The 20,256-nt window shown below is 61.1% G+C and carries 24 protein-coding genes; 10 read left to right on the top strand and 14 right to left on the bottom strand.

What is annotated here, in order from left to right:
• Positions 1-263: 263 nt before the first annotated feature.
• From infA to aat, 3 genes are all read right to left on the bottom strand, one after another.
• Positions 264-482, bottom strand: a complete 219-nt coding sequence (gene infA / locus A7K61_RS25665) for a translation initiation factor IF-1 (RefSeq protein ID WP_002553999.1) — start codon at positions 480-482, stop codon at positions 264-266.
• A gap of 100 nt (positions 483-582) precedes the next feature.
• The gene (locus A7K61_RS25660) at positions 583-1,290 is read right to left on the bottom strand and encodes an arginyltransferase (protein ID WP_044274593.1); all 708 of its coding nucleotides are present in this window, start codon (positions 1,288-1,290) and stop codon (positions 583-585) included.
• 56 nt (positions 1,291-1,346) lie between these two features.
• Positions 1,347-2,027, bottom strand: a complete 681-nt coding sequence (gene aat, locus A7K61_RS25655) for a leucyl/phenylalanyl-tRNA--protein transferase (protein ID WP_069558624.1) — start codon at positions 2,025-2,027, stop codon at positions 1,347-1,349.
• 476 nt (positions 2,028-2,503) lie between these two features.
• Between aat and ftsK the strand changes: the two genes are divergently transcribed.
• Genes ftsK through cysG form a run of 6 tightly spaced genes read left to right on the top strand, consistent with a single transcriptional unit; the run spans position 2,504 to position 10,005 of the window.
• Positions 2,504-4,912, top strand: a complete 2,409-nt coding sequence (gene ftsK, locus A7K61_RS25650; RefSeq protein ID WP_003192084.1) for a DNA translocase FtsK — start codon at positions 2,504-2,506, stop codon at positions 4,910-4,912.
• 54 nt (positions 4,913-4,966) lie between these two features.
• Complete coding sequence (gene lolA / locus A7K61_RS25645) at positions 4,967-5,590, top strand: outer membrane lipoprotein chaperone LolA (RefSeq protein WP_032896679.1); 624 nt, start codon at positions 4,967-4,969, stop codon at positions 5,588-5,590.
• Positions 5,591-5,617: 27 nt separating this feature from the next.
• Positions 5,618-6,943, top strand: a complete 1,326-nt coding sequence (locus tag A7K61_RS25640; RefSeq protein WP_044274590.1) for a replication-associated recombination protein A — start codon at positions 5,618-5,620, stop codon at positions 6,941-6,943.
• Positions 6,940-7,314 (top strand): fluoride efflux transporter CrcB, encoded by a 375-nt coding sequence (crcB, locus tag A7K61_RS25635; RefSeq protein ID WP_003192080.1) that lies wholly within the window; start codon positions 6,940-6,942, stop codon positions 7,312-7,314. Before A7K61_RS25640 ends, crcB begins: the two co-directional genes overlap by 4 nt.
• Before the next feature lie 15 nt (positions 7,315-7,329).
• Positions 7,330-8,610 (top strand): serine--tRNA ligase, encoded by a 1,281-nt coding sequence (gene serS / locus A7K61_RS25630; protein ID WP_047711147.1) that lies wholly within the window; start codon positions 7,330-7,332, stop codon positions 8,608-8,610.
• Positions 8,611-10,005, top strand: coding sequence for a siroheme synthase CysG (cysG, locus tag A7K61_RS25625; RefSeq protein WP_003192077.1), 1,395 nt, complete (start codon positions 8,611-8,613; stop codon positions 10,003-10,005).
• A 125-nt stretch (positions 10,006-10,130) separates the two neighbouring features.
• On the opposite strand, the gene A7K61_RS25620 is transcribed toward cysG, so the two are convergent.
• From A7K61_RS25620 to tusD, 6 genes are all read right to left on the bottom strand, one after another.
• Positions 10,131-11,126 (bottom strand): glutathione S-transferase family protein, encoded by a 996-nt coding sequence (locus A7K61_RS25620; protein WP_069558623.1) that lies wholly within the window; start codon positions 11,124-11,126, stop codon positions 10,131-10,133.
• Between the two features lie 88 nt (positions 11,127-11,214).
• Entirely contained in the window at positions 11,215-12,216 is a 1,002-nt protein-coding gene (locus tag A7K61_RS25615) for a glycosyl transferase family protein (RefSeq protein WP_069558622.1), read from the bottom strand.
• Positions 12,213-12,548: a TusE/DsrC/DsvC family sulfur relay protein gene (locus A7K61_RS25610; RefSeq protein ID WP_069558621.1), complete on the bottom strand. Its 336-nt coding sequence runs from the start codon at positions 12,546-12,548 to the stop codon at positions 12,213-12,215. Before A7K61_RS25610 ends, A7K61_RS25615 begins: the two co-directional genes overlap by 4 nt.
• Positions 12,545-12,823, bottom strand: coding sequence for a sulfurtransferase complex subunit TusB (tusB, locus tag A7K61_RS25605; RefSeq protein ID WP_044274586.1), 279 nt, complete (start codon positions 12,821-12,823; stop codon positions 12,545-12,547). The genes A7K61_RS25610 and tusB overlap by 4 nt, the downstream gene beginning before the upstream one ends.
• Positions 12,823-13,173, bottom strand: coding sequence for a sulfurtransferase complex subunit TusC (gene tusC / locus A7K61_RS25600; protein ID WP_047711144.1), 351 nt, complete (start codon positions 13,171-13,173; stop codon positions 12,823-12,825). The genes tusB and tusC overlap by 1 nt, the downstream gene beginning before the upstream one ends.
• A 1-nt stretch (position 13,174) precedes the next feature.
• Complete coding sequence (gene tusD, locus A7K61_RS25595) at positions 13,175-13,567, bottom strand: sulfurtransferase complex subunit TusD (RefSeq protein WP_032896695.1); 393 nt, start codon at positions 13,565-13,567, stop codon at positions 13,175-13,177.
• A 157-nt stretch (positions 13,568-13,724) separates the two neighbouring features.
• On the opposite strand from tusD, the gene A7K61_RS25590 reads away from it, so the two are divergent.
• The gene (locus tag A7K61_RS25590; protein ID WP_069558620.1) at positions 13,725-14,900 is read left to right on the top strand and encodes a CaiB/BaiF CoA-transferase family protein; all 1,176 of its coding nucleotides are present in this window, start codon (positions 13,725-13,727) and stop codon (positions 14,898-14,900) included.
• 93 nt (positions 14,901-14,993) lie between these two features.
• On the opposite strand, the gene A7K61_RS25585 is transcribed toward A7K61_RS25590, so the two are convergent.
• Positions 14,994-15,488 (bottom strand): SprT family zinc-dependent metalloprotease, encoded by a 495-nt coding sequence (locus A7K61_RS25585; RefSeq protein ID WP_003192067.1) that lies wholly within the window; start codon positions 15,486-15,488, stop codon positions 14,994-14,996.
• A gap of 128 nt (positions 15,489-15,616) precedes the next feature.
• Positions 15,617-16,219, bottom strand: coding sequence for a Yip1 family protein (locus A7K61_RS25580; RefSeq protein ID WP_003192065.1), 603 nt, complete (start codon positions 16,217-16,219; stop codon positions 15,617-15,619).
• 390 nt (positions 16,220-16,609) lie between these two features.
• Between A7K61_RS25580 and ttcA the strand changes: the two genes are divergently transcribed.
• The gene (ttcA, locus tag A7K61_RS25575) at positions 16,610-17,434 is read left to right on the top strand and encodes a tRNA 2-thiocytidine(32) synthetase TtcA (protein ID WP_069558619.1); all 825 of its coding nucleotides are present in this window, start codon (positions 16,610-16,612) and stop codon (positions 17,432-17,434) included.
• Positions 17,435-17,501: 67 nt separating this feature from the next.
• Positions 17,502-18,173 (top strand): DNA-3-methyladenine glycosylase I, encoded by a 672-nt coding sequence (locus A7K61_RS25570; RefSeq protein WP_034127867.1) that lies wholly within the window; start codon positions 17,502-17,504, stop codon positions 18,171-18,173.
• A gap of 85 nt (positions 18,174-18,258) precedes the next feature.
• Here the strand turns inward: A7K61_RS25570 and A7K61_RS25565 are convergent, their stop codons facing one another.
• From A7K61_RS25565 to arsC, 3 genes are read right to left on the bottom strand one after another with little or no spacing between them, the layout of a single operon-like run.
• Positions 18,259-18,675, bottom strand: a complete 417-nt coding sequence (locus A7K61_RS25565) for a DUF2069 domain-containing protein (RefSeq protein ID WP_044274584.1) — start codon at positions 18,673-18,675, stop codon at positions 18,259-18,261.
• A complete protein-coding gene (wrbA, locus tag A7K61_RS25560; RefSeq protein ID WP_003192060.1) occupies positions 18,659-19,273 on the bottom strand; it encodes an NAD(P)H:quinone oxidoreductase in 615 nt (204 codons plus the stop codon). The genes A7K61_RS25565 and wrbA overlap by 17 nt, the downstream gene beginning before the upstream one ends.
• Positions 19,270-19,623, bottom strand: a complete 354-nt coding sequence (gene arsC / locus A7K61_RS25555) for an arsenate reductase (glutaredoxin) (protein ID WP_069558618.1) — start codon at positions 19,621-19,623, stop codon at positions 19,270-19,272. The genes wrbA and arsC overlap by 4 nt, the downstream gene beginning before the upstream one ends.
• Before the next feature lie 115 nt (positions 19,624-19,738).
• On the opposite strand from arsC, the gene A7K61_RS25550 reads away from it, so the two are divergent.
• Entirely contained in the window at positions 19,739-20,200 is a 462-nt protein-coding gene (locus A7K61_RS25550; protein WP_003192057.1) for a TlpA disulfide reductase family protein, read from the top strand.
• The last annotated feature ends 56 nt before the right edge of the window (positions 20,201-20,256 follow it).

Raw genomic sequence — 20,256 nt, 5'->3', positions numbered from 1 at the left:
AAAAGTGAGCCGCCGTCAGGGCGGAACCCTAAGCGGCCGTTACCGCAGCAATGGATATGTACACCATCCAACTGTGTTGACTGCCAGGCCGCCTTCGCGAGCAAGCCCGCTCCCACAGTTGGGTCGTGGGGTGTCAGATTGATATGGGCCGGCTGTCAGGCGGCCATCGCAGGCAAGCCCGCTCCCACAGAGTCAAGTGGTGACTGTTAAATCCTGCGCACACAAAAACGCCCGGCATAACCGGGCGTTTTGTATTGACTTGCTTAGCGAGCGCGGTAAGTGATGCGCCCTTTGCTCAAGTCATAGGGCGTCAGCTCGACGCGCACTTTGTCACCGGTAAGAATACGAATGTAGTTCTTGCGCATCTTGCCGGAGATATGCGCGGTTACGACGTGCCCATTTTCCAACTCCACACGAAACATGGTGTTGGGCAGGGTGTCGACGACAGTGCCTTCCATTTCGAAGCTGTCTTCTTTCGACATGCAGTAAAGCCCTCGGTATCCAGTGAATGGCCCGGTGCAACTGCGCCAGGCAAAAGCGGCGTGCATTGTGCCCGAAAAAGGGTGTTCAAGCCAAGGGGTTCTAGTTAAGCGTGACCCATCTTTGATTAATCAGCAGCTCAATGGGCCGATATTGGGTCTTGTAGTTCATCTTTTTGCAGTTCTTGATCCAGTATCCGAGGTACACCGCTTCCAGTTCCAGGCGCAGCGCTTCGCCTATTTGCCACAGGATGGCGAAGCGCCCGAGGCTGCGGCGTTCTTCGGTCGGTTCATAGAAGGTGTACACCGCCGAGAGGCCGTTGGGCAGCAGGTCGGTGACCGCCACGGCCAGCAGGCGGCCGTCGAGGCGGAACTCGTAGAAGCGCGAGAAGGGCAGGTCACGCACCAGGAACGTGGAAAACTGGTCGCGGCTGGGCGGAAACATATCGCCGTCGGCGTGTCGCTGTTCGATATAACGTTGGTAGAGATCGAAATATTCTTCGCTGTATTGGGGTTTAGTGGCGTGTACGGTCAAGTCGGCGTTGCGCTTGAGAATGCGTTTCTGGTTACGGTCGGGCGAAAACTGCGCCACCGGGATGCGCGCAGGCACGCAGGCATTACAGTTCTGGCAATGGGGGCGGTACAGGTGGTCGCCGCTGCGCCGAAAGCCCATCTCGGACAGGTCGGCATACACGTGCACGTCCATGGGCTGGCTGGGATCGAGGAACAGCGTGGTGGCCTGCTCGTCGGGCAGATAGCTGCATGAGTGGGCTTGAGTGGCATAGAACTTCAAGCGCGCCAGCTCGGTCATGATCAACCCTCGGGATAAGCTTTGAAATAAGTGTAAGCCACGTGCGCGAAAGTCGCCTAGGAAACCCACGGCCCAGCGTTGGGTTGGTCCAGATGTTTGTGCAGGATTTCAGCGAAGGCGCTGCGCGGTATGCCGCGGGCACCCAGGCTGTGCAGGTGATCGTTGGGCATCTGGCAGTCGATCAGCACAAACCCCCAGGCTTGCAGTTGCCGGGTCAGCGTGGCGAAACCGAATTTGGAGGCGTTGTCGGCGCGGCTGAACATGGACTCGCCAAAAAACAACTGGCCCATCGCCAGGCCGTACAGGCCGCCCACCAGTTCGCCCTGGTCCCAGACCTCGACGGAGTGCGCATAGCCGCGTTGGTGCAGCTCCAGGTAGGCCTGCTGGATGCCTTCGGTGATCCAGGTGCCATCGGCGTAGGCGCGGGGCGCCGCGCAGGCTTGGATGACGGCGGCGAAATCCTGGTCGAAGGTCACGGTATAGCGCTGCTGGCGCAGTAATTTGCCCAGGCTGCGGGAAACATGCAGCTCGTCGGGGAAAATCACCGTGCGCGGGTCGGGTGACCACCAGAGGATAGGCTGGCCTTCGGAGAACCAGGGGAAGCAGCCATGGCGGTAGGCCTGGATCAATCGTTCGGCCGACAGGTCGCCACCGGCGGCGAGCAGGCCGTTGGGTTCGCGCATGGCCTTGGCCAAGGGAGGGAATGTCAGGGTGTCGCGTTGTAACCAGGTCAGCATGGCATCCAGGCTTACGGAAGGGGAGGGGAGTGGCAGGTCATTCGCCTGCGCCGCAAGCGTTGATTATTGACGACCCGGCGCCATGGGGCCAGCCCGAATAGGCTATTGGACAGGATTAGCATAAGCGGGTGTTTCTGCAACTCTGCACACAGGGTGTGGTCGTAATCGGGTCTGGCGCATGCCGGCCCTTTGCCAAGCTTGCCTGGATTGCTAAATACAGCTCATAAGCCTTTGTCAGCAAAGGCAATGCATGCTCAAATTGTGCCTGCAGTCAGGTGAGCGGCAAGTGTGTGGCATCGCGCACGCAAACCCGTACAATGCGGCCATTGTGGCGTTATCGCCATTTCACCTATCCGTCACCGGGTGTTAAAAGTAGATTCAGCAACATTCGTTCATTTTTCAGCTGCTCCGGATAGAGCAGTCGTGTGTAGTCATTCAACAGATGGACGCGCTAAAGGCGCAGGAATAGACCCGTTTTGAAGAAATCCGCCGCAGCACCTAAAGCAGCAGTCGTACCGGCCTGGCGCCAGCACCTGCATTACCGACTCAAGGAAGGCGCACTGATTGCCATCGGTGCGCTGTGCCTGTTCCTGATGATGGCCTTGCTCACCTATGGCAAGGACGATCCGGGCTGGAGCCATAACAGCAAGATCGATGATGTGCAGAATTTCGGCGGCCCGGTGGGTTCCTACAGCGCCGATATCCTGTTCATGATCCTGGGTTACTTCGCCTACATTTTCCCGCTGTTGCTGGCGATCAAGACCTGGCAGATCTTCCGCCAGCGTCACGAGCCGTGGCAGTGGAGCGGCTGGCTGTTTTCCTGGCGCCTGATCGGCCTGGTGTTCCTCGTGCTGTCGGGCGCGGCGCTGGCGCATATTCACTTCCATGCCCCTACCGGCCTGCCGGCGGGCGCGGGCGGGGCCCTGGGCGAAAGCCTTGGCGACCTGGCGCGCAGGACCCTGAATATCCAGGGCAGCACCCTGATGTTCATCGCGCTGTTCCTGTTCGGCCTCACGGTATTCACCGACCTGTCATGGTTCAAGGTGATGGACGTGACCGGCAAGATCACCCTCGACCTGTTCGAGTTGTTCCAGGGCGCCGCCAACCGCTGGTGGGCCGCCCGTGTCGAGCGCAAGCAAATGGTGGCGCAGCTGCGTGAAGTGGACACCCGTGTCAACGAGGTAGTGGCCCCAAGCACGCCGGATCGACGCGAGCAAGCCAAGGTCAAGGAGCGCTTGATCGAACGCGAGCAGGCCCTGAGCAAGCACATGTCGGACCGTGAAAAGCAGGTGCCGCCGGTGATCGCCCCGGCTCCGCCCAAGGCGCCGGAGCCCAGCCATCGCGTGCAAAAAGAGAAACAGGCACCGCTGTTCATCGACAGCGCCGTCGAAGGCACCTTGCCGCCGATCTCGATTCTGGACCCGGCCGAAAAGAAACAACTCAACTATTCCCCCGAATCCCTGGCGGCCGTCGGCCACCTGCTGGAAATCAAGCTCAAGGAATTCGGCGTCGAAGTGTCGGTGGACTCGATCCATCCGGGCCCGGTGATTACCCGTTACGAAATCCAGCCGGCCGCCGGGGTAAAAGTCAGCCGCATTTCCAACCTGGCCAAAGACTTGGCGCGTTCCCTGGCCGTCACCAGCGTGCGCGTGGTGGAAGTGATCCCGGGCAAGACCACCGTGGGTATCGAGATCCCCAACGAAGACCGCCAGATCGTGCGCTTCTCCGAAGTGCTGTCGACCCCGGAATACGACAACTTCAAATCGCCGGTCACCCTGGCGCTCGGCCATGACATCGGCGGCAAGCCGGTGATTACCGACCTGGCGAAAATGCCGCACCTGCTGGTAGCCGGTACCACCGGTTCCGGTAAGTCGGTGGGTGTGAACGCCATGATCCTGTCGATCCTGTTCAAGTCCGGGCCGGATGACGCCAAGCTGATCATGATCGACCCGAAGATGTTGGAACTGTCGATCTACGAAGGCATCCCGCACCTGCTGTGCCCGGTGGTCACCGACATGAAGGACGCCGCCAACGCCCTGCGCTGGAGCGTTGCCGAGATGGAGCGCCGCTACAAGCTGATGGCGAAGATGGGCGTGCGTAACCTGTCGGGCTTCAATGCCAAGGTCAAGGAAGCCCAGGACGCCGGCACACCGCTGACCGACCCGCTGTACAAGCGCGAAAGCATTCACGATGAAGCACCACTGCTGACCAAGCTGCCGACCATCGTGGTGGTGGTCGATGAATTTGCTGACATGATGATGATCGTCGGCAAGAAGGTTGAAGAGCTGATCGCCCGTATCGCCCAGAAGGCGCGGGCGGCGGGTATCCACTTGATCCTCGCGACCCAGCGGCCGTCGGTGGACGTGATCACCGGCCTGATCAAGGCCAACATCCCGACGCGCATGGCGTTCCAGGTCTCCAGCAAGATCGACTCGCGTACCATCATCGACCAGGGTGGCGCCGAGCAACTGCTGGGCCACGGTGACATGCTTTACATGCCGCCGGGCACCAGCCTGCCGATTCGCGTTCATGGCGCCTTTGTTTCCGATGATGAAGTGCACCGTGTGGTTGAAGCCTGGAAACTGCGCGGGGCGCCAGAATATAACGACGACATTCTCGCTGGCGTGGAAGAGGCCGGCAGCGGCTTCGACGGTGGCAGCAGCGGTGGCGACGATGATGCTGAAACCGACGCGCTCTACGACGAAGCCGTGGCTTTCGTACTGGAAAGCCGCCGCGCCTCGATTTCGGCAGTGCAGCGCAAGCTGAAAATCGGCTACAACCGCGCCGCCCGCATGATCGAAGCCATGGAAATGGCTGGCGTCGTGACCGCAATGAACACCAATGGCTCGCGTGAAGTCATCGCCCCCGGGCAGATGCGCGACTGATTCCGCGCCGCGTGGCAACACGCGGCGTGCCCTGACTACTCAATGAGGACTCCCATGCGCTTTATCCGCATGCTGTTGTTGCCGGCCCTGGCCCTGACCGCTGTTTCGGCTCACGCTGACCCGGCCTCCGTCGCCAGCTTGAAGAACCTGTTGGACAAATCCCAGACCCTCACCGCGCGCTTCTCCCAGCTGACCCTGGATGCCGGCGGCACCCAGTTGCAGGAAACCGCCGGTGAAATGGCCGTGCAGCGCCCAGGGCTGTTCTACTGGCATACCGAAGGCAAGGCGGAGCAGACCATCGTTTCCGACGGTAAGAAAGTCACGCTGTGGGACCCGGACCTGGAACAGGCCACCATCAAGAAGCTCGATCCACGCCTAAACCAGACCCCGGCGCTGCTGTTGTCGGGTGATGTGTCGAAAATCAACGACAGCTTCGACATCACCTCCAAGCAGACCAGCAACGTCATCGAGTTCACCCTCAAGCCGAAATCCAAGGACACGCTGTTTGACACGCTGTCGCTGTCGTTCGGCAACGGCGTGATCAACAACATGCGCCTGGTCGACAGCGTCGGCCAGCGCACCGATATCCTGTTCTCCGGGGTCAAGGCCAACCAGCCGGTGCCCGCGTCCAAGTTCAAGTTCGACATCCCCAAGGGTGCCGACGTGATCCAGGAATAAACTGCCCAGAGGTTTCAAACGCTGCCCATGGATCTGTTTCGAAGTGACCCGATTGCCCAGCCACTGGCCGCGCGCTTGCGTTCGACCAACCTGGATGAGTACGTCGGTCAGGAACACCTGCTCGCTCGCGGCAAGCCCCTGCGCGAAGCCCTGGAGCAGGGTGCGCTGCATTCGATGATTTTCTGGGGCCCGCCGGGCGTGGGCAAGACCACCCTGGCGCGGTTGCTGGCGAAAGTCTCGGACGCGCACTTTGAAACGGTCTCGGCGGTGCTTGCCGGGGTGAAGGAGATCCGCCAGGCGGTGGAAGTCGCCAAGCAGCAGGCCGGGCAATACGGCAAGCGCACTATCCTGTTCGTCGACGAAGTGCATCGCTTCAACAAGTCGCAGCAGGATGCGTTCCTGCCTTATGTCGAGGACGGTACGCTGATCTTTATCGGCGCCACCACCGAAAACCCATCCTTTGAATTGAACAACGCGTTGCTGTCACGGGCGCGGGTCTATGTGCTCAAGAGCCTGGATGAAGCGGCGATGCACAAGTTGCTGCACCGCGCCTTGAGCGAAGACAAGGGCCTGGGCAAGCGTCAACTGAGCCTCAGCGATGAAGGCTTCAAGATTTTACTGACCGCCGCTGATGGCGACGGGCGGCGCTTTCTCAACCTGCTGGAGAACGCCTCCGACCTGGCCGAAGACGGCGGCGAGATTGGTGTCGATCTGTTGCAAAGCCTGCTGGGTGACACGCGCCGGCGTTTCGACAAGGGCGGCGAAGCCTTCTACGACCAGATTTCCGCGCTGCACAAATCCGTACGAGGTTCCAACCCTGACGGCGCGCTGTATTGGTTTGCGCGCATGATCGACGGCGGTTGCGACCCGCTGTACCTGGCGCGCCGTGTGGTGCGCATGGCCAGCGAAGACATCGGCAATGCCGACCCACGCGCCCTGAGCCTGTGCCTGGCGGCCTGGGAGGTGCAGGAGCGCCTCGGCAGCCCGGAAGGCGAGTTGGCGGTGGCCCAGGCCATCACTTACCTGGCCTGCGCGCCCAAAAGCAACGCGGTGTACATGGGCTTCAAGTCGGCCCTGCGTGCGGCCGCCGAGCACGGCTCCCTCGAAGTGCCGCTGCACCTGCGCAACGCGCCGACCAAGCTGATGAAGCAACTGGGGTATGGCGACGAATACCGTTATGCCCACGATGAGCCGGACGCCTACGCGGCCGGCGAAGACTACTTCCCGGATGAGCTGGCGCCGCAGCCGTTCTATCAGCCGGTGCCCCGTGGCCTGGAGCTGAAGATCGGTGAGAAGCTCAACCACCTGGCCACCCTCGACCGTCTGAGCCCCCGGCAGCGGAGAAAATCATGATTCCTTTGGTGGTCGCGGTTTCGGCGGGAGGTATCGCCGGTACACTGCTGCGCTTTGCTACCGGCAATTGGATCAACGCCAATTGGCCGAAACACTTCTATACGGCGACGCTCGCCGTTAATATCGTGGGCTGCCTGTTGATCGGCGTGTTATACGGCCTGTTTTTGCTACGCCCGGAAGTGCCTGTCGAGGTACGTGCCGGCCTGATGGTTGGCTTTCTTGGCGGCCTGACGACTTTTTCATCCTTTTCACTGGATACCGTGCGCCTGCTGGAAAGCGGGCAAGTGCCGCTGGCGATTGGCTATGCGGCCATCAGCGTATTCGGCGGGCTGCTCGCCACCTGGGCTGGCCTGTCCTTGACCAAACTTTGATAACGAGAGACCGACATGCTCGATTCCAAACTGTTACGTAGCAACCTTCAGGACGTAGCGGACCGCCTGGCATCCCGTGGCTTTGCCTTGGATGTTGCGCGCATCGAAGCGCTGGAAGAACAGCGCAAGACCGTCCAGACCCGCACCGAAGCACTGCAGGCTGAACGTAATGCGCGCTCCAAGTCCATCGGCCAGGCCAAGCAGCGCGGCGAAGACATCGCGCCGTTGATGGCGGATGTCGAGCGCATGGGCACTGAGCTGTCCGACGGCAAAATCGAGCTGGAAGGCATTCAGACCCAATTGGACTCGATCCTGCTGGGCATTCCGAACCTGCCCCACGAATCCGTGCCGGTCGGCGAAGACGAAGACGGCAACGTCGAAGTGCGCCGCTGGGGCACGCCGAAAACCTTCGATTTCGAGATCAAGGACCACGTCGCCCTGGGCGAATTGACCGGTGGCCTGGACTTTGAAACCGCAGCAAAAATGTCCGGCGCACGCTTTGCCTTGCTGCGCGGCCCGATTGCGCGCATGCACCGTGCCCTGGCGCAGTTCATGATCAACCTGCACACCGGCGAACACGGTTACGAAGAAGCCTACACCCCGTACCTGGTTCAGGCGCCGGCGTTGATGGGCACCAGCCAACTGCCGAAATTCGAAGAAGACCTGTTCAAGATCAGCCGCGACGGCGAAGCCGACCTGTACCTGATCCCGACGGCCGAAGTGTCGCTGACCAATATCGTCGCCGGCGAAATCCTCGACGCCAAGCAACTGCCGTTGAAGCTGGTTGCCCACAGCCCGTGCTTCCGTAGCGAAGCCGGCGCGTCGGGGCGCGATACCCGTGGCATGATCCGCCAGCATCAGTTCGACAAGGTTGAGATGGTGCAGGTAGTAGAGCCGTCGACCTCCATGGACGCCCTGGAAGGCCTGACTGCCAACGCCGAGCGCGTGCTGCAGCTGCTGGAGCTGCCTTACCGCGTACTGGCCCTGTGCACGGGCGACATGGGCTTCAGCGCCGTGAAAACCTACGACCTGGAAGTGTGGGTGCCGAGCCAGGACAAATACCGCGAGATTTCGTCGTGCTCCAACTGCGGTGACTTCCAGGCCCGTCGCATGCAGGCGCGTTTCCGCAACCCGGAAACCGGCAAGCCGGAGCTGGTGCACACCCTCAACGGTTCGGGCCTGGCCGTAGGCCGTACCCTGGTGGCCGTGCTGGAAAACTACCAGCAGGCCGACGGTTCGATCCGTGTACCTGAGGTGCTCAAGCCGTACATGGCGGGCGTTGAGGTCATCCGCTAAATGGAATTTCTGCCGCTGTTTCATAACCTGCGCGGCAGTCGTGTGTTGGTCGTCGGTGGTGGGGAGATTGCCTTGCGCAAATCCCGACTGCTGGCCGACGCCGGCGCGGTGTTGCGGGTGGTTGCTCCCCAGATCGAAAGCCAGTTGCGTGAGCTGGTACTGGGCAGTGGCGGGGAACTGATGTTGCGCGGTTATCAGGAGGCCGACCTGGACGGCTGCACCCTGATTATCGCGGCCACCGACGATGAGCCACTGAATGCGCAGGTGTCCAGTGATGCCAAGCGTCGCTGCGTGCCGGTCAATGTGGTGGACGCGCCAGCGTTGTGCAGCGTGATCTTCCCGGCGATTGTCGACCGTTCACCCTTGGTGATTGCCGTCTCCAGCGGCGGTGACGCGCCGGTACTGGCACGCCTGATTCGTGCCAAGCTGGAAACCTGGATTCCCTCCACCTACGGGCAATTGGCTGGGCTGGCCGCGCGTTTTCGGGCTCAGGTCAAAGGTTTGTACCCGGATGTGCAGCAACGCCGGGCGTTCTGGGAAGAAGTGTTCCAGGGCCCGATTGCCGACCGCCAGTTGGCCGGGCAGGGTGAGGAGGCCGAGCGCCTGTTGATCGAAAAGGTCAATGGCGCGCCGCCTTATGCGCCCGGTGAGGTGTACTTGGTGGGCGCGGGCCCAGGTGACCCGGATTTGCTGACCTTCCGTGCATTGCGCCTGATGCAGCAAGCCGACGTAGTGCTGTACGACCGTTTGGTGGCGCCGGCGATTTTGGAACTGTGCCGTCGGGATGCCGAGCGCGTGTACGTCGGCAAGCGTCGTGCCGATCACGCGGTGCCTCAGGACCAGATCAACCAGCAACTGGTCGACCTGGCCAAGCAAGGCAAGCGCGTGCTGCGCCTTAAAGGTGGCGACCCGTTCATCTTTGGTCGTGGTGGCGAAGAGATCGAAGAATTGGCGGCCCACGGCATCCCGTTCCAGGTGGTGCCGGGCATCACCGCAGCCAGTGGTTGCGCGGCTTATGCCGGGATTCCGCTGACGCATCGCGACTATGCCCAATCGGTGCGCTTCATCACCGGCCACCTGAAGAACAATACCTCGGACTTGCCCTGGCAGGACTTGGTCGGGCCGTCGCAGACCCTGGTGTTCTACATGGGCCTGATTGGCTTGCCGATCATTTGCGAGCAGTTGATCAAACACGGGCGTGCCGCAGATACCCCAGCAGCGCTGATCCAGCAGGGCACCACGTCCAACCAGCGCGTGTTCACCGGCACCCTGGCCGACTTGCCGCGCATGGTGGCGGAGCATGAAGTGCATGCGCCGACATTGGTGATCGTGGGTGAGGTGGTGGTACTGCGTGAGAAGCTCAAGTGGTTCGAGGGCGCCCAGTCCCAAGTCTGAACGACTGACCCACTGTAGGAGCGAGCTTGCTCGCGAAAAACTCAAAGACGCCAAGGGCTACCTGATAGCGCTGCGTTATCGTTGGCGTTCTTCGCGAGCAAGCTCGCTCCTACAGGCGGTTTATGTCAGCTCCATACACCTTTGCCGTGCAATGCATGGCGATCATGCTCGGTATCAAACCCCTGCAACGGCCCCTTCGGCACAATTCCCGTCGGGTTGATCGTGCGATGGCTGGCATAGTAATGCCCCTTGATATGCTCGAAATCCACCGTCTCGGCCACCCCTGGCCACTGATACATCTCCCTTAGCCAGTTCGACAAGTTCGCATAGTCGGCAATCCGCCGCAGGTTGCATTTGAAGTGGCTGTAATACACCGCATCAAAACGAATCAGCGTGGTGAACAGCCGCACATCGGCTTCGGTCAGGTACTCACCGGCCAAATAACGATGGCTGCCCAGGTGCTGTTCCAAATGATCCAGCTCGGCAAACACATCATCAAACGCGCTTTCATACGCCTGTTGTGAGGTGGCGAAGCCTGCGCGGTACACACCGTTGTTCACGGCGGGGTATATGCGTTCGTTGAGGGCGTCGATGGTCGGGCGCAGGGCTTGGGGGTAGAAATCCAGGGTGTTGCCGGTCAGTTCATTGAACGCGCTGTTGAACATGCGGATGATCTCCGCCGATTCATTGCTGACGATGCGCTTGAGCTGTTTGTCCCACAGCACCGGCACGGTGACGCGCCCGGTGTAGTCGGCGGTATCGGCGGTGTAGCGTTGGTGCATGAAGTTGAAACCGTCGAGGTTGTCGCCGCTGGAGCCGTGGGCCTTGTCGAAGGTCCAGCCGTTTTCCAGCATCAGCCAGCTGACCACCGAGACGTCGATCAGGCTTTCCAGGCCTTTGAGCTTGCGCAGGATCAAGGTGCGGTGCGCCCACGGGCAGGCAAGGGACACATAGAGGTGATAGCGACCGGCCTCGGCCTTGAAGCCGCCTTCGCCGCTCGGGCCTGGCGCGCCATCGGCGGTCACCCAGTTGCGGCGTTGTGCCTGTTCCCGTTGGAAAGCGCCGTCTGCGCTACTTTCGTACCACTGGTCCTTCCACTGTCCTTCGATCAATAAACCCATGACTGGCTCCTTGGCTGATAAGCGTTGGAGCCCAGTCTAAAGGGATGAGTTCGAACTAAAAGCGCAAAGAACCGGCTTGAATGATCGATTAAATCGATTTATCCCGTGCGTCCCAGTACTGCTGAGCCAATTCGAACGCCTGTTGCCGTGGGTGGCCAAGGCCGCGCAGGGCCAACGCCATGGTGGCGATCAACGCCAGTTGCGGGTAGCTGTCTTCAACGTCGCCGCGCCACAGCGCTTTGAGGTGCTCGGGCTCAAGCGTTGCCGGCTTGACGTGTCGCTGGTCGGAGAGGGCGGGCCACTCTTCGTCCCAGCTCTGGCCGCCAGTGGTGCCATACAAGTGACTGAGGGTGTCGGGGTTGATCTCGATCTCACCGCCGTCGCCCTTGACCACAATCACGTTGTCACCCAGCAGGCCGCTGGCATCACGATGCACGCCCTGGTAACCGGGGTGGAAAATGCTTTGCAGGCCACAGCGCGCATTCAGTGGGTTGAGCAGGCGCGCCAAGGAATGGATAGGCGAACGCAGGCCCAGGGTGTTACGCAGGTCGATCATGCGTTGCAACTGTGGCGCCCAATCACCCAGCGGGATAAACGCCAGGTTGCCGTGGGCAAAGGCGCTCTCGACCTGTTGCCAATCGCGGCACAGCGGGATGTTCAAGCTGTCCAGCAATTGTTCGGTGTACAAGCGCCCCGCGGTGTGGGCGCCGCCGCCGTGCATCAGGATGCGCACGCCGTTCTGTGCCAGGCATTTGGCTGCCAGCAGGAACCACGGCAGGTGGCGCTTTTTGCCGGCGTAGGTTGGCCAGTCGATATCCACGTTCAACGCAGGTGCGTGCAGGCGCTCACGGACCGCTTCGGTGAAACCGGCGAGTTCTTCCGGGCTTTCTTCCTTGTGGCGCAGCAGCATCAGGAAGGCGCCGAGCTGGGTGTCCTCGACCTTTTCGTCGAGCAGCATGCCCATGGCCTCCCGCGCTTCCTCACGGGTGAGGTTGCGCGCGCCGCGCTTGCCTTTGCCGAGGATGCGCACGAACTGCGCAAAGGGATGCTCTTGGGGTGTTACGAGAGTCAGGGGGGCAAAGTCGGTCATAAGCAATTCGTCGGCCTGGGCAGGCCCGCCAGCTTGGCGGCGAGTTTGGCGGGAGTGCCGTTGAACAGTTTGTTGAGGTGCAGGCTGTTGCCCTTTTCCGGGCCCAGCTTCAAGGCGGTGTACTTGATCAGCGGGCGCGTGGCGGGAGACAGCTGGAATTCGGTGTAGAACTGGCGCAGCAGGGTGAGGATTTCCCAGTGATCCGGGGTCAGCTCCAGGGCTTCGGCAGCGGCCAGGGCATTGGCCACTTCATCGGACCAGTCGTTGAGGTCGACAAGGTAGCCGTCCTTGTCCAGTTCCAGGGTGCGTGCGCCGACGGTCAGGGTGTTCATAGCCAGGTGTTGACCTTGTCGTAGTCGATGGACAGTTGCACGAAGCCTGGGTAATCGACGCTGTCAGCCCAGTCGGGCAGCGGCAGGTTGCGCGCCTGCATGTCTTCGGCCAGCACAAACACCTTCACGCCTTTGGTTTGCAGGGCGGGCGTGTGCAGGCCGTAGGCACCGTCACCACACAGCAGGATTGCGTCCTCGGCCCCACAGAGGCGCAGGCAACTGTCGAGGCGGCTGTCAGTAAACGGGGAATGAGACACCACATGTAGAGTCGACATCAGAGGGTAATCACCTGGTCGTAACGGTCAATCAGCTGGGAAATGGCTTGGCTGTCGAGCGCCTGCGCGTGGGCAGGCGGCGGCAACCCGCGTGCGGACAGGCTATGGCTGCACGCGAACACGTCGTCAATGCCGAACAAGCCCAGAGCCTGCAGATTGGCACTCAGGTCTTTCTGTTGCACGGCTTTGGCGGCTTGGTTCGGCGCCAGTTGGAACACACCGTCATCCAGAAACAGCAGGCCAATGGGCAGATCGAACGCGCCACCGGCCAGCACGATATCCAGCGCTTCCCGCGCACTCGGCCCGGACCACGGGGCCTGGCGGCTGATCACCAGCAAGGATTTGGACATGTTACGGCCCTCCAAAACAGATCAGTCGGTCGGCGTCCTGGATCGCGTCATGCAATTGGCCCAGGCCCGACAACGCCCAGGGGGCTTCCAGGTTGACCGCGCTGCGTTGATAGCGCGCAGCTTCCTCGGCATTCAGCACACCCCGGCGCAGAGCAGCGGCGATGCACACCACGCCGTCGAGCTGGTGCTGGCTGACAAACTCGCGCCATTGGCGCGCAGTGTCTTGCTCATCCTGGGGCGCGACAATGTTGTTGGACGCGCTGTACACGCCGTCCTGGTAGAAAAACAGCCGCACAATCTCATGCCCGCCGGCCAGCGCTGCCTGCGCGAACAACAGGGCGCGGCGCGAAGAGGGCGCGTGGGCGGCGCTATACAGTGCAATCGCGAACTTCATGGAAGACTCTGCCAACAAACGTCGGCTAATGATAAAGCCGCCGCCGCGAAAAAGCCCGCCGTGATCAAAACGGTCACTGTGGTTGATTGTTCTGACGATTGCCGGCAGGCGCCCGGCTGCCTAGTCTGTGGGTATTCGCAACCCAACTGGAGTCTCTATGTCAGGTCCCTTGGCGTCCCTCAAAGTGTTGGATTTTTCCACCTTGCTGCCCGGCCCATTTGCCTCCTTGATGCTGGCGGACATGGGCGCCGAGGTGCTGCGCATCGAATCGCCCACGCGGATGGACCTGTTGCGTGCGTTGCCGCCCCATGATCGTGGCACCTCGGCCAGCCACGCCTACCTCAATCGCAACAAGCGCAGCCTGGCCCTGGACCTCAAGCAGGCCGAGGCGATCGAGATCGTGCGTGAGTTGGTCAAGGGCTATGACATCCTGCTCGAACAGTTCCGCCCCGGCGTCATGGAGCGCCTGGGCCTGGGCTATGAGGCGCTGAAGGCGATCAACCCGCGGCTGATCTACGTGTCGATCACCGGCTACGGCCAGACCGGCCCCTATAAGGACCGCGCCGGGCACGATATCAACTACCTGGCGCTGGCCGGCGTGGCCAGCCATACCGGGCGCCAGGACACCGGCCCATTACCGCTCGGCGTACAACTGGCGGATGTGGCGGGCGGTTCGCTGCACGCCGTGGTCGGCTTGCTGGCGGCGGTGATTGCCAGGCAGCAAAGCGGGGTGGGGCAATACCTGGATGTGAGCATGACCGATTGCTCGTTCAGCCTGAACGCCATGGCTGGGGCCGGTTACCTGGCTTGCGGGGTCGAGCCTGGGTGGGAGAACCATGTGCTCAATGGCGGGAGTTTCTACGACTACTACCGCACACGCGATGGGCGCTGGATGTCGGTGGGCAGTCTGGAACCGGGGTTTATGCAGCAGCTGTGCGAGGCATTGGGGCGGCCGGAACTGGCGGCACACAGCGTGACGCCCGAACGCCAGGCCGTGCTCAAACAGGCGCTGCAGGTAGAGTTTGAAAAGCGCAGTTTTGACCAGTTATGTGAGTTGTTTGCCGGGGTGGATGCCTGTGTGGAGCCGGTGTTGAGTCTGAGTGAGGCGGTGGAGCATCCACAGTTGAAGGCGCGGGAGCTGGTCAGCCAGGTGCCCCGGGGGGATGGCTCGACACAAGCGCAATTGGCCTGCCCGCTGAAGTTCTCCGAGGGGTTACCAGCGCCCAGGCATATTGGGGTGGCGGTGGGGGCGCACAGTGATGAGGTGTTGGTGGCGTTGGGGTTCGGTGTTGAGCGGATAGAGCAATTGCGCCAGGCCAAGGTTGTGGGTTGACTGAAAGGGCGCTTTCGCAGGCAAGCCAGCTCCCACATTTTGATTGCGTTCACAGATCCAAATGTGGGAGCTGGCTTGCCTGCGATGAGGCCCTCATTCCACCCGAGTTTCCCCGGTAAACACCAGAGTCTGCCGACACCGCCGACACAAATACCGCCGCCCCTGGTTCACCAGCCCATGGCGCTGCGGTGAAAACGGAAAGTCACTGTCCGCACACGGGCAGCGGTAAATATAGCGAGTCACCTGCCGGCGCTTGACCTCGTAGGTGTGGCAACGGTCGGGCGGCAGTTCGTAAACCCCGCGCATGATCAGCTGCCATTCCTCGCCATGGGGCTGGATGCGCTCGCCAAACAACTGGTGGGCAATCAGGTGCGCCACTTCGTGGGCCACGGTCTGCTTGAGAAAGTGTTGGCTGTTTTCACGGTACAACTGAGGGTTGAAGCGCAGCAGGTTCTCGTGCAAATGCGCGACACCGGCTTTCTGGCCCCGCAGCTTGAGGCTGACCTGGGGGCGTTTGAAGCTTCGTTTGAAAAAGGATTCGGCTTGCAGGAAACAATCTTCGACGCGGGTATTGAGTTGCTCGGGCATGCTGTACATATCTCCAGAGACGCCCAGTATGCCGCAAAGCAGGGGGTTTCCGAATCTGTCAGGCGCCGAATGGTCATGCATAACGCACAAAGCCACCTTGCGGTGGCCTTGCCTGCTTTTTTTTTCGGTCAACTGGTGTAGATCGGCCCGACGCCCAGGCCCCAGACGATCACGGTAAAGGCCATGATCGCCACCAGCACCACCAGGCCGACGGCCAGTACCGAACTGGAAAACAGGAAGCCTTCATCCGGGTCGATACTCATGAAGGTCGGCAGCCCTACATACAACAGGTACACCGTGTAGCAGATCGCCGCCGTGCCCACCACCATGCCCAGCCACATATGCGGGTAGAGCGCCGCCAGCCCGCCGATAAACAAGGGCGTGGCGGTGTAGGTGGCAAACGCCACGCAGCGGGCCATGCTTGGGCTGGCGTCGTAGGTGCGAGCCATCCAGTGAATGAACGCGCCCATCACCGCCACGCCGCACAGCATGGCCGCGTAAGACATGAGGGTCATCCACAGCGCGCTTTCCTGGGTCAGCATCACCGGAGCGCGGTTGCCGATAACCCAGCCGACCTGGGTGGTGCCAATAAAGGCGGAAATGGCGGGAATCGCCGCGAGAATCAGGGTATGAGTGAGGTACATGTGGCCGATGCTTTCTTCTTTATCGCCACGGATTTCCCGCCATTCCTGGTCGGGATGGGTAAACAGCCCCACGACGTGATGGATCATGCCAGTCACTCCTGTCGTTATTACCATCGCCCCCCATCGGAGCGCCCACGGGCCAAATGGCCTCAAAGGTCTGGATAGAATGTGCGACCTCAAGTCGCAGTATAGGAAGGGATGACCGGAATAACCGTAGGGCCTTTAGAGCAAATTGCGCTGTAAAAAGTGGGCTTAATCGCGTTAGGGTCTGGCAACTTGATTTACTGTGAAAGCGTTTTAGGTGGGAGCGGGCTTGCTCGCGAAAGCGGTGGATCAGTCGATATGTCAGGTGACTGATCCACCGCTTTCGCGAGCAAGCCCGCTCCCACACAAGCCCAACTCCCACATTGGAACTTGGCCGCTCATATAGCTAAAATACCCGGCTTTTCGTCACACACCTCTGCGGATCCAAGCGCCATGGGCACTCTTACAGTCAACCAGAACAAACTGCAAAAACGCCTGCGTCGCCTGGCCGGTGAAGCAGTCGCCGATTTCAATATGATCGAGGACGGCGACAAGGTCATGGTCTGCCTCTCGGGCGGCAAAGACAGCTACACCATGCTCGACGTGTTGTTGCACCTGCAAAAGGTCGCACCGATCAAGTTCGAGATCGTGGCGGTCAACATGGACCAGAAGCAACCCGGTTTCCCTGAGCATGTGCTGCCGGCCTACCTGAAAGAACTGGGCGTGGAATACCACATCGTCGAGAAAGACACCTACTCGGTGGTCAAGGAGCTGATTCCGGAAGGCAAGACCACCTGCTCGCTGTGCTCGCGCCTGCGCCGTGGCACGCTCTATACCTTTGCCGATGAGATCGGCGCGACCAAGATGGCCCTGGGTCATCACCGCGATGACATCGTCGAGACCTTCTTCCTCAATATGTTCTTCAACGGCTCGCTCAAGGCCATGCCGCCCAAGCTGCGCGCCGATGATGGGCGCAACGTGGTGATCCGCCCGCTGGCGTATTGCAACGAGAAGGACATCCAGGCTTACTCCGACTTCAAGCAATTCCCGATCATCCCGTGCAACCTGTGCGGCTCCCAGGAAAACCTGCAGCGCCAGGTGGTCAAGGAGATGCTGTTGGAATGGGAGCGCAAGACCCCAGGGCGTACCGAAAGTATCTTCCGCAGCCTGCAAAACGTGATCCCGTCGCAGTTGGCCGACCGCAACCTGTTCGACTTCACCAGCCTGAAAATCGATGAGACCGCCGCATCGCGTTTCGTCAATGTAGTGAACCTCTGAGTCTTCCCAAGGCTCTAGTACACGGCGCTTGCGGGCGCCGTTTTCAATTCGACTGACAGGAGAGGGCATGCGCGATTACAAGTGGCTGCACGAATATTGTCTGAACCGTTTCGGTTCGGCGGCCAAGCTGGAAGCCCATCTGCCGGTGCCCAAGACCCCGGCGCAATTGCGCAAGATCACCGATGACCGTTACCTGTCGACCTTGGCGCTGCGAGTGTTCCGCGCCGGTTTGAAGCACAGCGTGGTCGATGCCAAATGGCCGGCGTTCGAGCAGGTGTTCTTTGGCTTCGATCCGGAAAAAGTCGTGCTGATGGGCGCCGAGCACCTGGAACGGCTGATGCAAGACACCCGCATCATCCGTCACCTGGGCAAGCTCAAGAGTGTGCCGCGCAATGCGCAGATGATCCTGGATATCGAACAGGAAAAAGGCAGCTTCGGCGCGTTTATCGCCGATTGGCCGGTGACTGATATCGTCGGGCTGTGGAAGTACCTGAGCAAGCACGGCCACCAGCTGGGTGGGCTGTCGGCGCCGCGATTTCTGCGCATGGTTGGCAAGGACACTTTCGTGCCGAGCGATGACGTGGTGGCGGCGCTGAATGCGCAGAAGATCGTCGACAAGGCCCCGACCAGCCTGCGCGATTTGGCGACGGTGCAGGGTGCCTTCAACCAGTGGCATGCCGAGAGTGGGCGGCCGATGTGTCAGCTGTCGATGATGTTGGCCTATACCGTCAACCATTGAAACCGCGGTGATGCCTTCGCGAGCAAGCCCGCTCCCACAGGGGAACGCATTCCACCTGTGCGGGCTTGCTCGCGAAGGCTGACTTTCAGGCGCCCGGGGCTTCGGCCAGTCGCCGGTTCAGTTGATGCCGCCAACGCACATACAGCAACGCCGTGCAAAACACCGCCAGGCTCGCGAGCATCTCCAGCACACCGAACCACTGGCGGTTCGGGTCATACGCCGCCAGCGCGCCCTTGATGAAATACAGGTTCACCACAAAACACATCCACGAATGCCCGCGTGCGCTGCCCATCAGCATGCCTGGCGCAAGTATCAGCAACGGCACCAGTTCGATCAGCAGGATGACCCACGGGCGCGCCCCATGCAGGTCGGCGACCAACAGGTAGTACACGCACAACAAGCCCACCAGGCCCAAAAACGCCAGCAGGCTCAGCGCGCGTGCCACCTTGACCCGTGGCTCCAGCCACTCCCGTGGCGGCAGGACCTTAGGCTTCCTGGCCACGGCCGTTCTCCAGCAGCGTGGCGGTCTTGGCCAGGCGCAGGCCCAGGGCCCGGCACAGGGTGATTTCATGTTGGTCGAGCATCCGCTTGCCATCTGGCCCGGAATGGTGGCTGGCGCCATATGGCGTGCCGCCGCCCTGGGTGTCGAGCAGGGCCTGTTCGCTGTAGGGCAGGCCGGTGATCAGCATGCCGTGGTGCAGCAGCGGCAGCAGCATCGACATCAGCGTGGTTTCCTGGCCGCCATGCAGGCTGGCGGTGGAGGTGAACACGCCGGCTGGCTTGCCCACCAACGCGCCGGTAAGCCACAGGTTGCTGGTGCCATCGAGGAAGTACTTGAGCGGCGCGGCCATGTTGCCGAACCGGGTCGGGCTGCCCAGGGCCAAGCCCGAGCAGTGCTTCAGGTCATCCAGGCTGGCATACAGCGCGCCTTCGTCGGGAATGCTTGGTGCCACCGCTTCGCACTCGGTGGAAATCGCCGGCACCGTGCGTAACCGCGCCTCCATTCCGCCTTGCTCGATACCCCGGGCAATCTGCCGGGCCATCTCGCTCACCGAGCCGTTGCGGCTGTAATACAACACCAGCACATAGGGCGTACTCACGGCAGAATCTCCAGCACGTTCTCGGGCGGGCGGCCGATGATGGCTTTATCGGCGGTTTCCAGGATCGGGCGTTCCATCAGCTTGGGATGGGCGGCGATGGCGGCGATCAACTGTGCTTCGTTCACGCTGGTATCGGCCAGGTTCAGGGTTTTGTATTCGTCTTCACCGGTGCGCAGCAGTTGGCGTGCGCTGATGCCCAGCTTTTTGAGCAGGGCCTTGATTTGCGCGGCATTCAGCGGGGTTTCCAGGTAGCGCACGACGGTCGGGGTGAGGCCGTGGGCTTCCAGCAGTTCCAGCGCACCGCGCGATTTCGAGCAGCGCGGGTTGTGATAAAGCGTCAGATCGGTCATGTGCGGGTCGCATCTTGCGTAAGGTGGCGGGTATTCTACCTGCGCTGGTGCCTGTCCTTAAACCGTAAGAGGCGATAGGCCGCAGCCAACGTTCATTTTTGCGAAGGAATACCCCATGACAAGGCGACTGATCGGTGCATTGGCGATCATCACAACCCTGCTGCTCAGCGGCTGCGGTAACGATTACGGCGTTGACCAATATGGCCAGAAAGTGGCGGCCGAACGCTTGGACAAACAGTGGTTGGTGGTCAACTACTGGGCCGAATGGTGTGGCCCGTGCCGCACGGAAATCCCCGAGCTCAATGCCCTGGCAGAACAGTTGAAAGGCCAGAATGTCGGGGTGTTCGGCGTCAACTTCGACAATGTGCAGGGTGAGGAACTGAAGGCCGCCAGCGACAAGCTGGGGATCAAGTTCACGGTGCTGGCCCAGAACCCGGACGGGATTTTCGAGATTCCGCGCAGCGAGGCTTTGCCGGTGACCTACATCATCGACGATAAGGGCAAGGTGCGTGAGCAGTTGATGGGTGAGCAGACGGCGGAAGGGGTGTTGGCCAAGCTCAAGGCCCTCAAAGGCTAGAACTGTGGGAGCTGGCTTGCCTGCGATGGCCATAGGTATCTACACAACTTTGTGAG

It is taken from the genome of Pseudomonas sp. AP42, from assembly GCF_001728935.1.
GTDB lineage: Bacteria > Pseudomonadota > Gammaproteobacteria > Pseudomonadales > Pseudomonadaceae > Aquipseudomonas > Aquipseudomonas lactis.
The sequence above is the reverse complement of the archived record's forward strand: the minus strand, read 5'-3'. Positions and strand labels throughout refer to the sequence as shown.

Bases quoted from the DNA above. Each gene is read 5' to 3' on its own strand.
- lolA (WP_032896679.1), top strand. From the start codon at position 4,967: ATGCGCTTTATCCGCATGCTGTTGTTGCCGGCCCTGGCCCTGACCGCT.
- ttcA (WP_069558619.1), top strand. From the start codon at position 16,610: ATGGGCACTCTTACAGTCAACCAGAACAAACTGCAAAAACGCCTGCGT.
- crcB (WP_003192080.1), top strand. From the start codon at position 6,940: ATGATTCCTTTGGTGGTCGCGGTTTCGGCGGGAGGTATCGCCGGTACA.
- A7K61_RS25585 (WP_003192067.1), bottom strand. From the start codon at position 15,488: ATGCCCGAGCAACTCAATACCCGCGTCGAAGATTGTTTCCTGCAAGCC.
- tusB (WP_044274586.1), bottom strand. From the start codon at position 12,823: ATGTCGACTCTACATGTGGTGTCTCATTCCCCGTTTACTGACAGCCGC.
- arsC (WP_069558618.1), bottom strand. From the start codon at position 19,623: ATGACCGATCTGACGCTTTATCACAACCCGCGCTGCTCGAAATCGCGC.
- A7K61_RS25590 (WP_069558620.1), top strand. From the start codon at position 13,725: ATGTCAGGTCCCTTGGCGTCCCTCAAAGTGTTGGATTTTTCCACCTTG.
- serS (WP_047711147.1), top strand. From the start codon at position 7,330: ATGCTCGATTCCAAACTGTTACGTAGCAACCTTCAGGACGTAGCGGAC.
- A7K61_RS25640 (WP_044274590.1), top strand. From the start codon at position 5,618: ATGGATCTGTTTCGAAGTGACCCGATTGCCCAGCCACTGGCCGCGCGC.
- tusD (WP_032896695.1), bottom strand. From the start codon at position 13,567: ATGAAGTTCGCGATTGCACTGTATAGCGCCGCCCACGCGCCCTCTTCG.
- A7K61_RS25580 (WP_003192065.1), bottom strand. From the start codon at position 16,219: ATGATCCATCACGTCGTGGGGCTGTTTACCCATCCCGACCAGGAATGG.
- infA (WP_002553999.1), bottom strand. From the start codon at position 482: ATGTCGAAAGAAGACAGCTTCGAAATGGAAGGCACTGTCGTCGACACC.
- aat (WP_069558624.1), bottom strand. From the start codon at position 2,027: ATGCTGACCTGGTTACAACGCGACACCCTGACATTCCCTCCCTTGGCC.
- cysG (WP_003192077.1), top strand. From the start codon at position 8,611: ATGGAATTTCTGCCGCTGTTTCATAACCTGCGCGGCAGTCGTGTGTTG.
- A7K61_RS25610 (WP_069558621.1), bottom strand. From the start codon at position 12,548: ATGAACACCCTGACCGTCGGCGCACGCACCCTGGAACTGGACAAGGAC.
- A7K61_RS25620 (WP_069558623.1), bottom strand. From the start codon at position 11,126: ATGGGTTTATTGATCGAAGGACAGTGGAAGGACCAGTGGTACGAAAGT.
- tusC (WP_047711144.1), bottom strand. From the start codon at position 13,173: ATGTCCAAATCCTTGCTGGTGATCAGCCGCCAGGCCCCGTGGTCCGGG.
- A7K61_RS25615 (WP_069558622.1), bottom strand. From the start codon at position 12,216: ATGACCGACTTTGCCCCCCTGACTCTCGTAACACCCCAAGAGCATCCC.
- A7K61_RS25660 (WP_044274593.1), bottom strand. From the start codon at position 1,290: ATGACCGAGCTGGCGCGCTTGAAGTTCTATGCCACTCAAGCCCACTCA.
- A7K61_RS25570 (WP_034127867.1), top strand. From the start codon at position 17,502: ATGCGCGATTACAAGTGGCTGCACGAATATTGTCTGAACCGTTTCGGT.
- A7K61_RS25550 (WP_003192057.1), top strand. From the start codon at position 19,739: ATGACAAGGCGACTGATCGGTGCATTGGCGATCATCACAACCCTGCTG.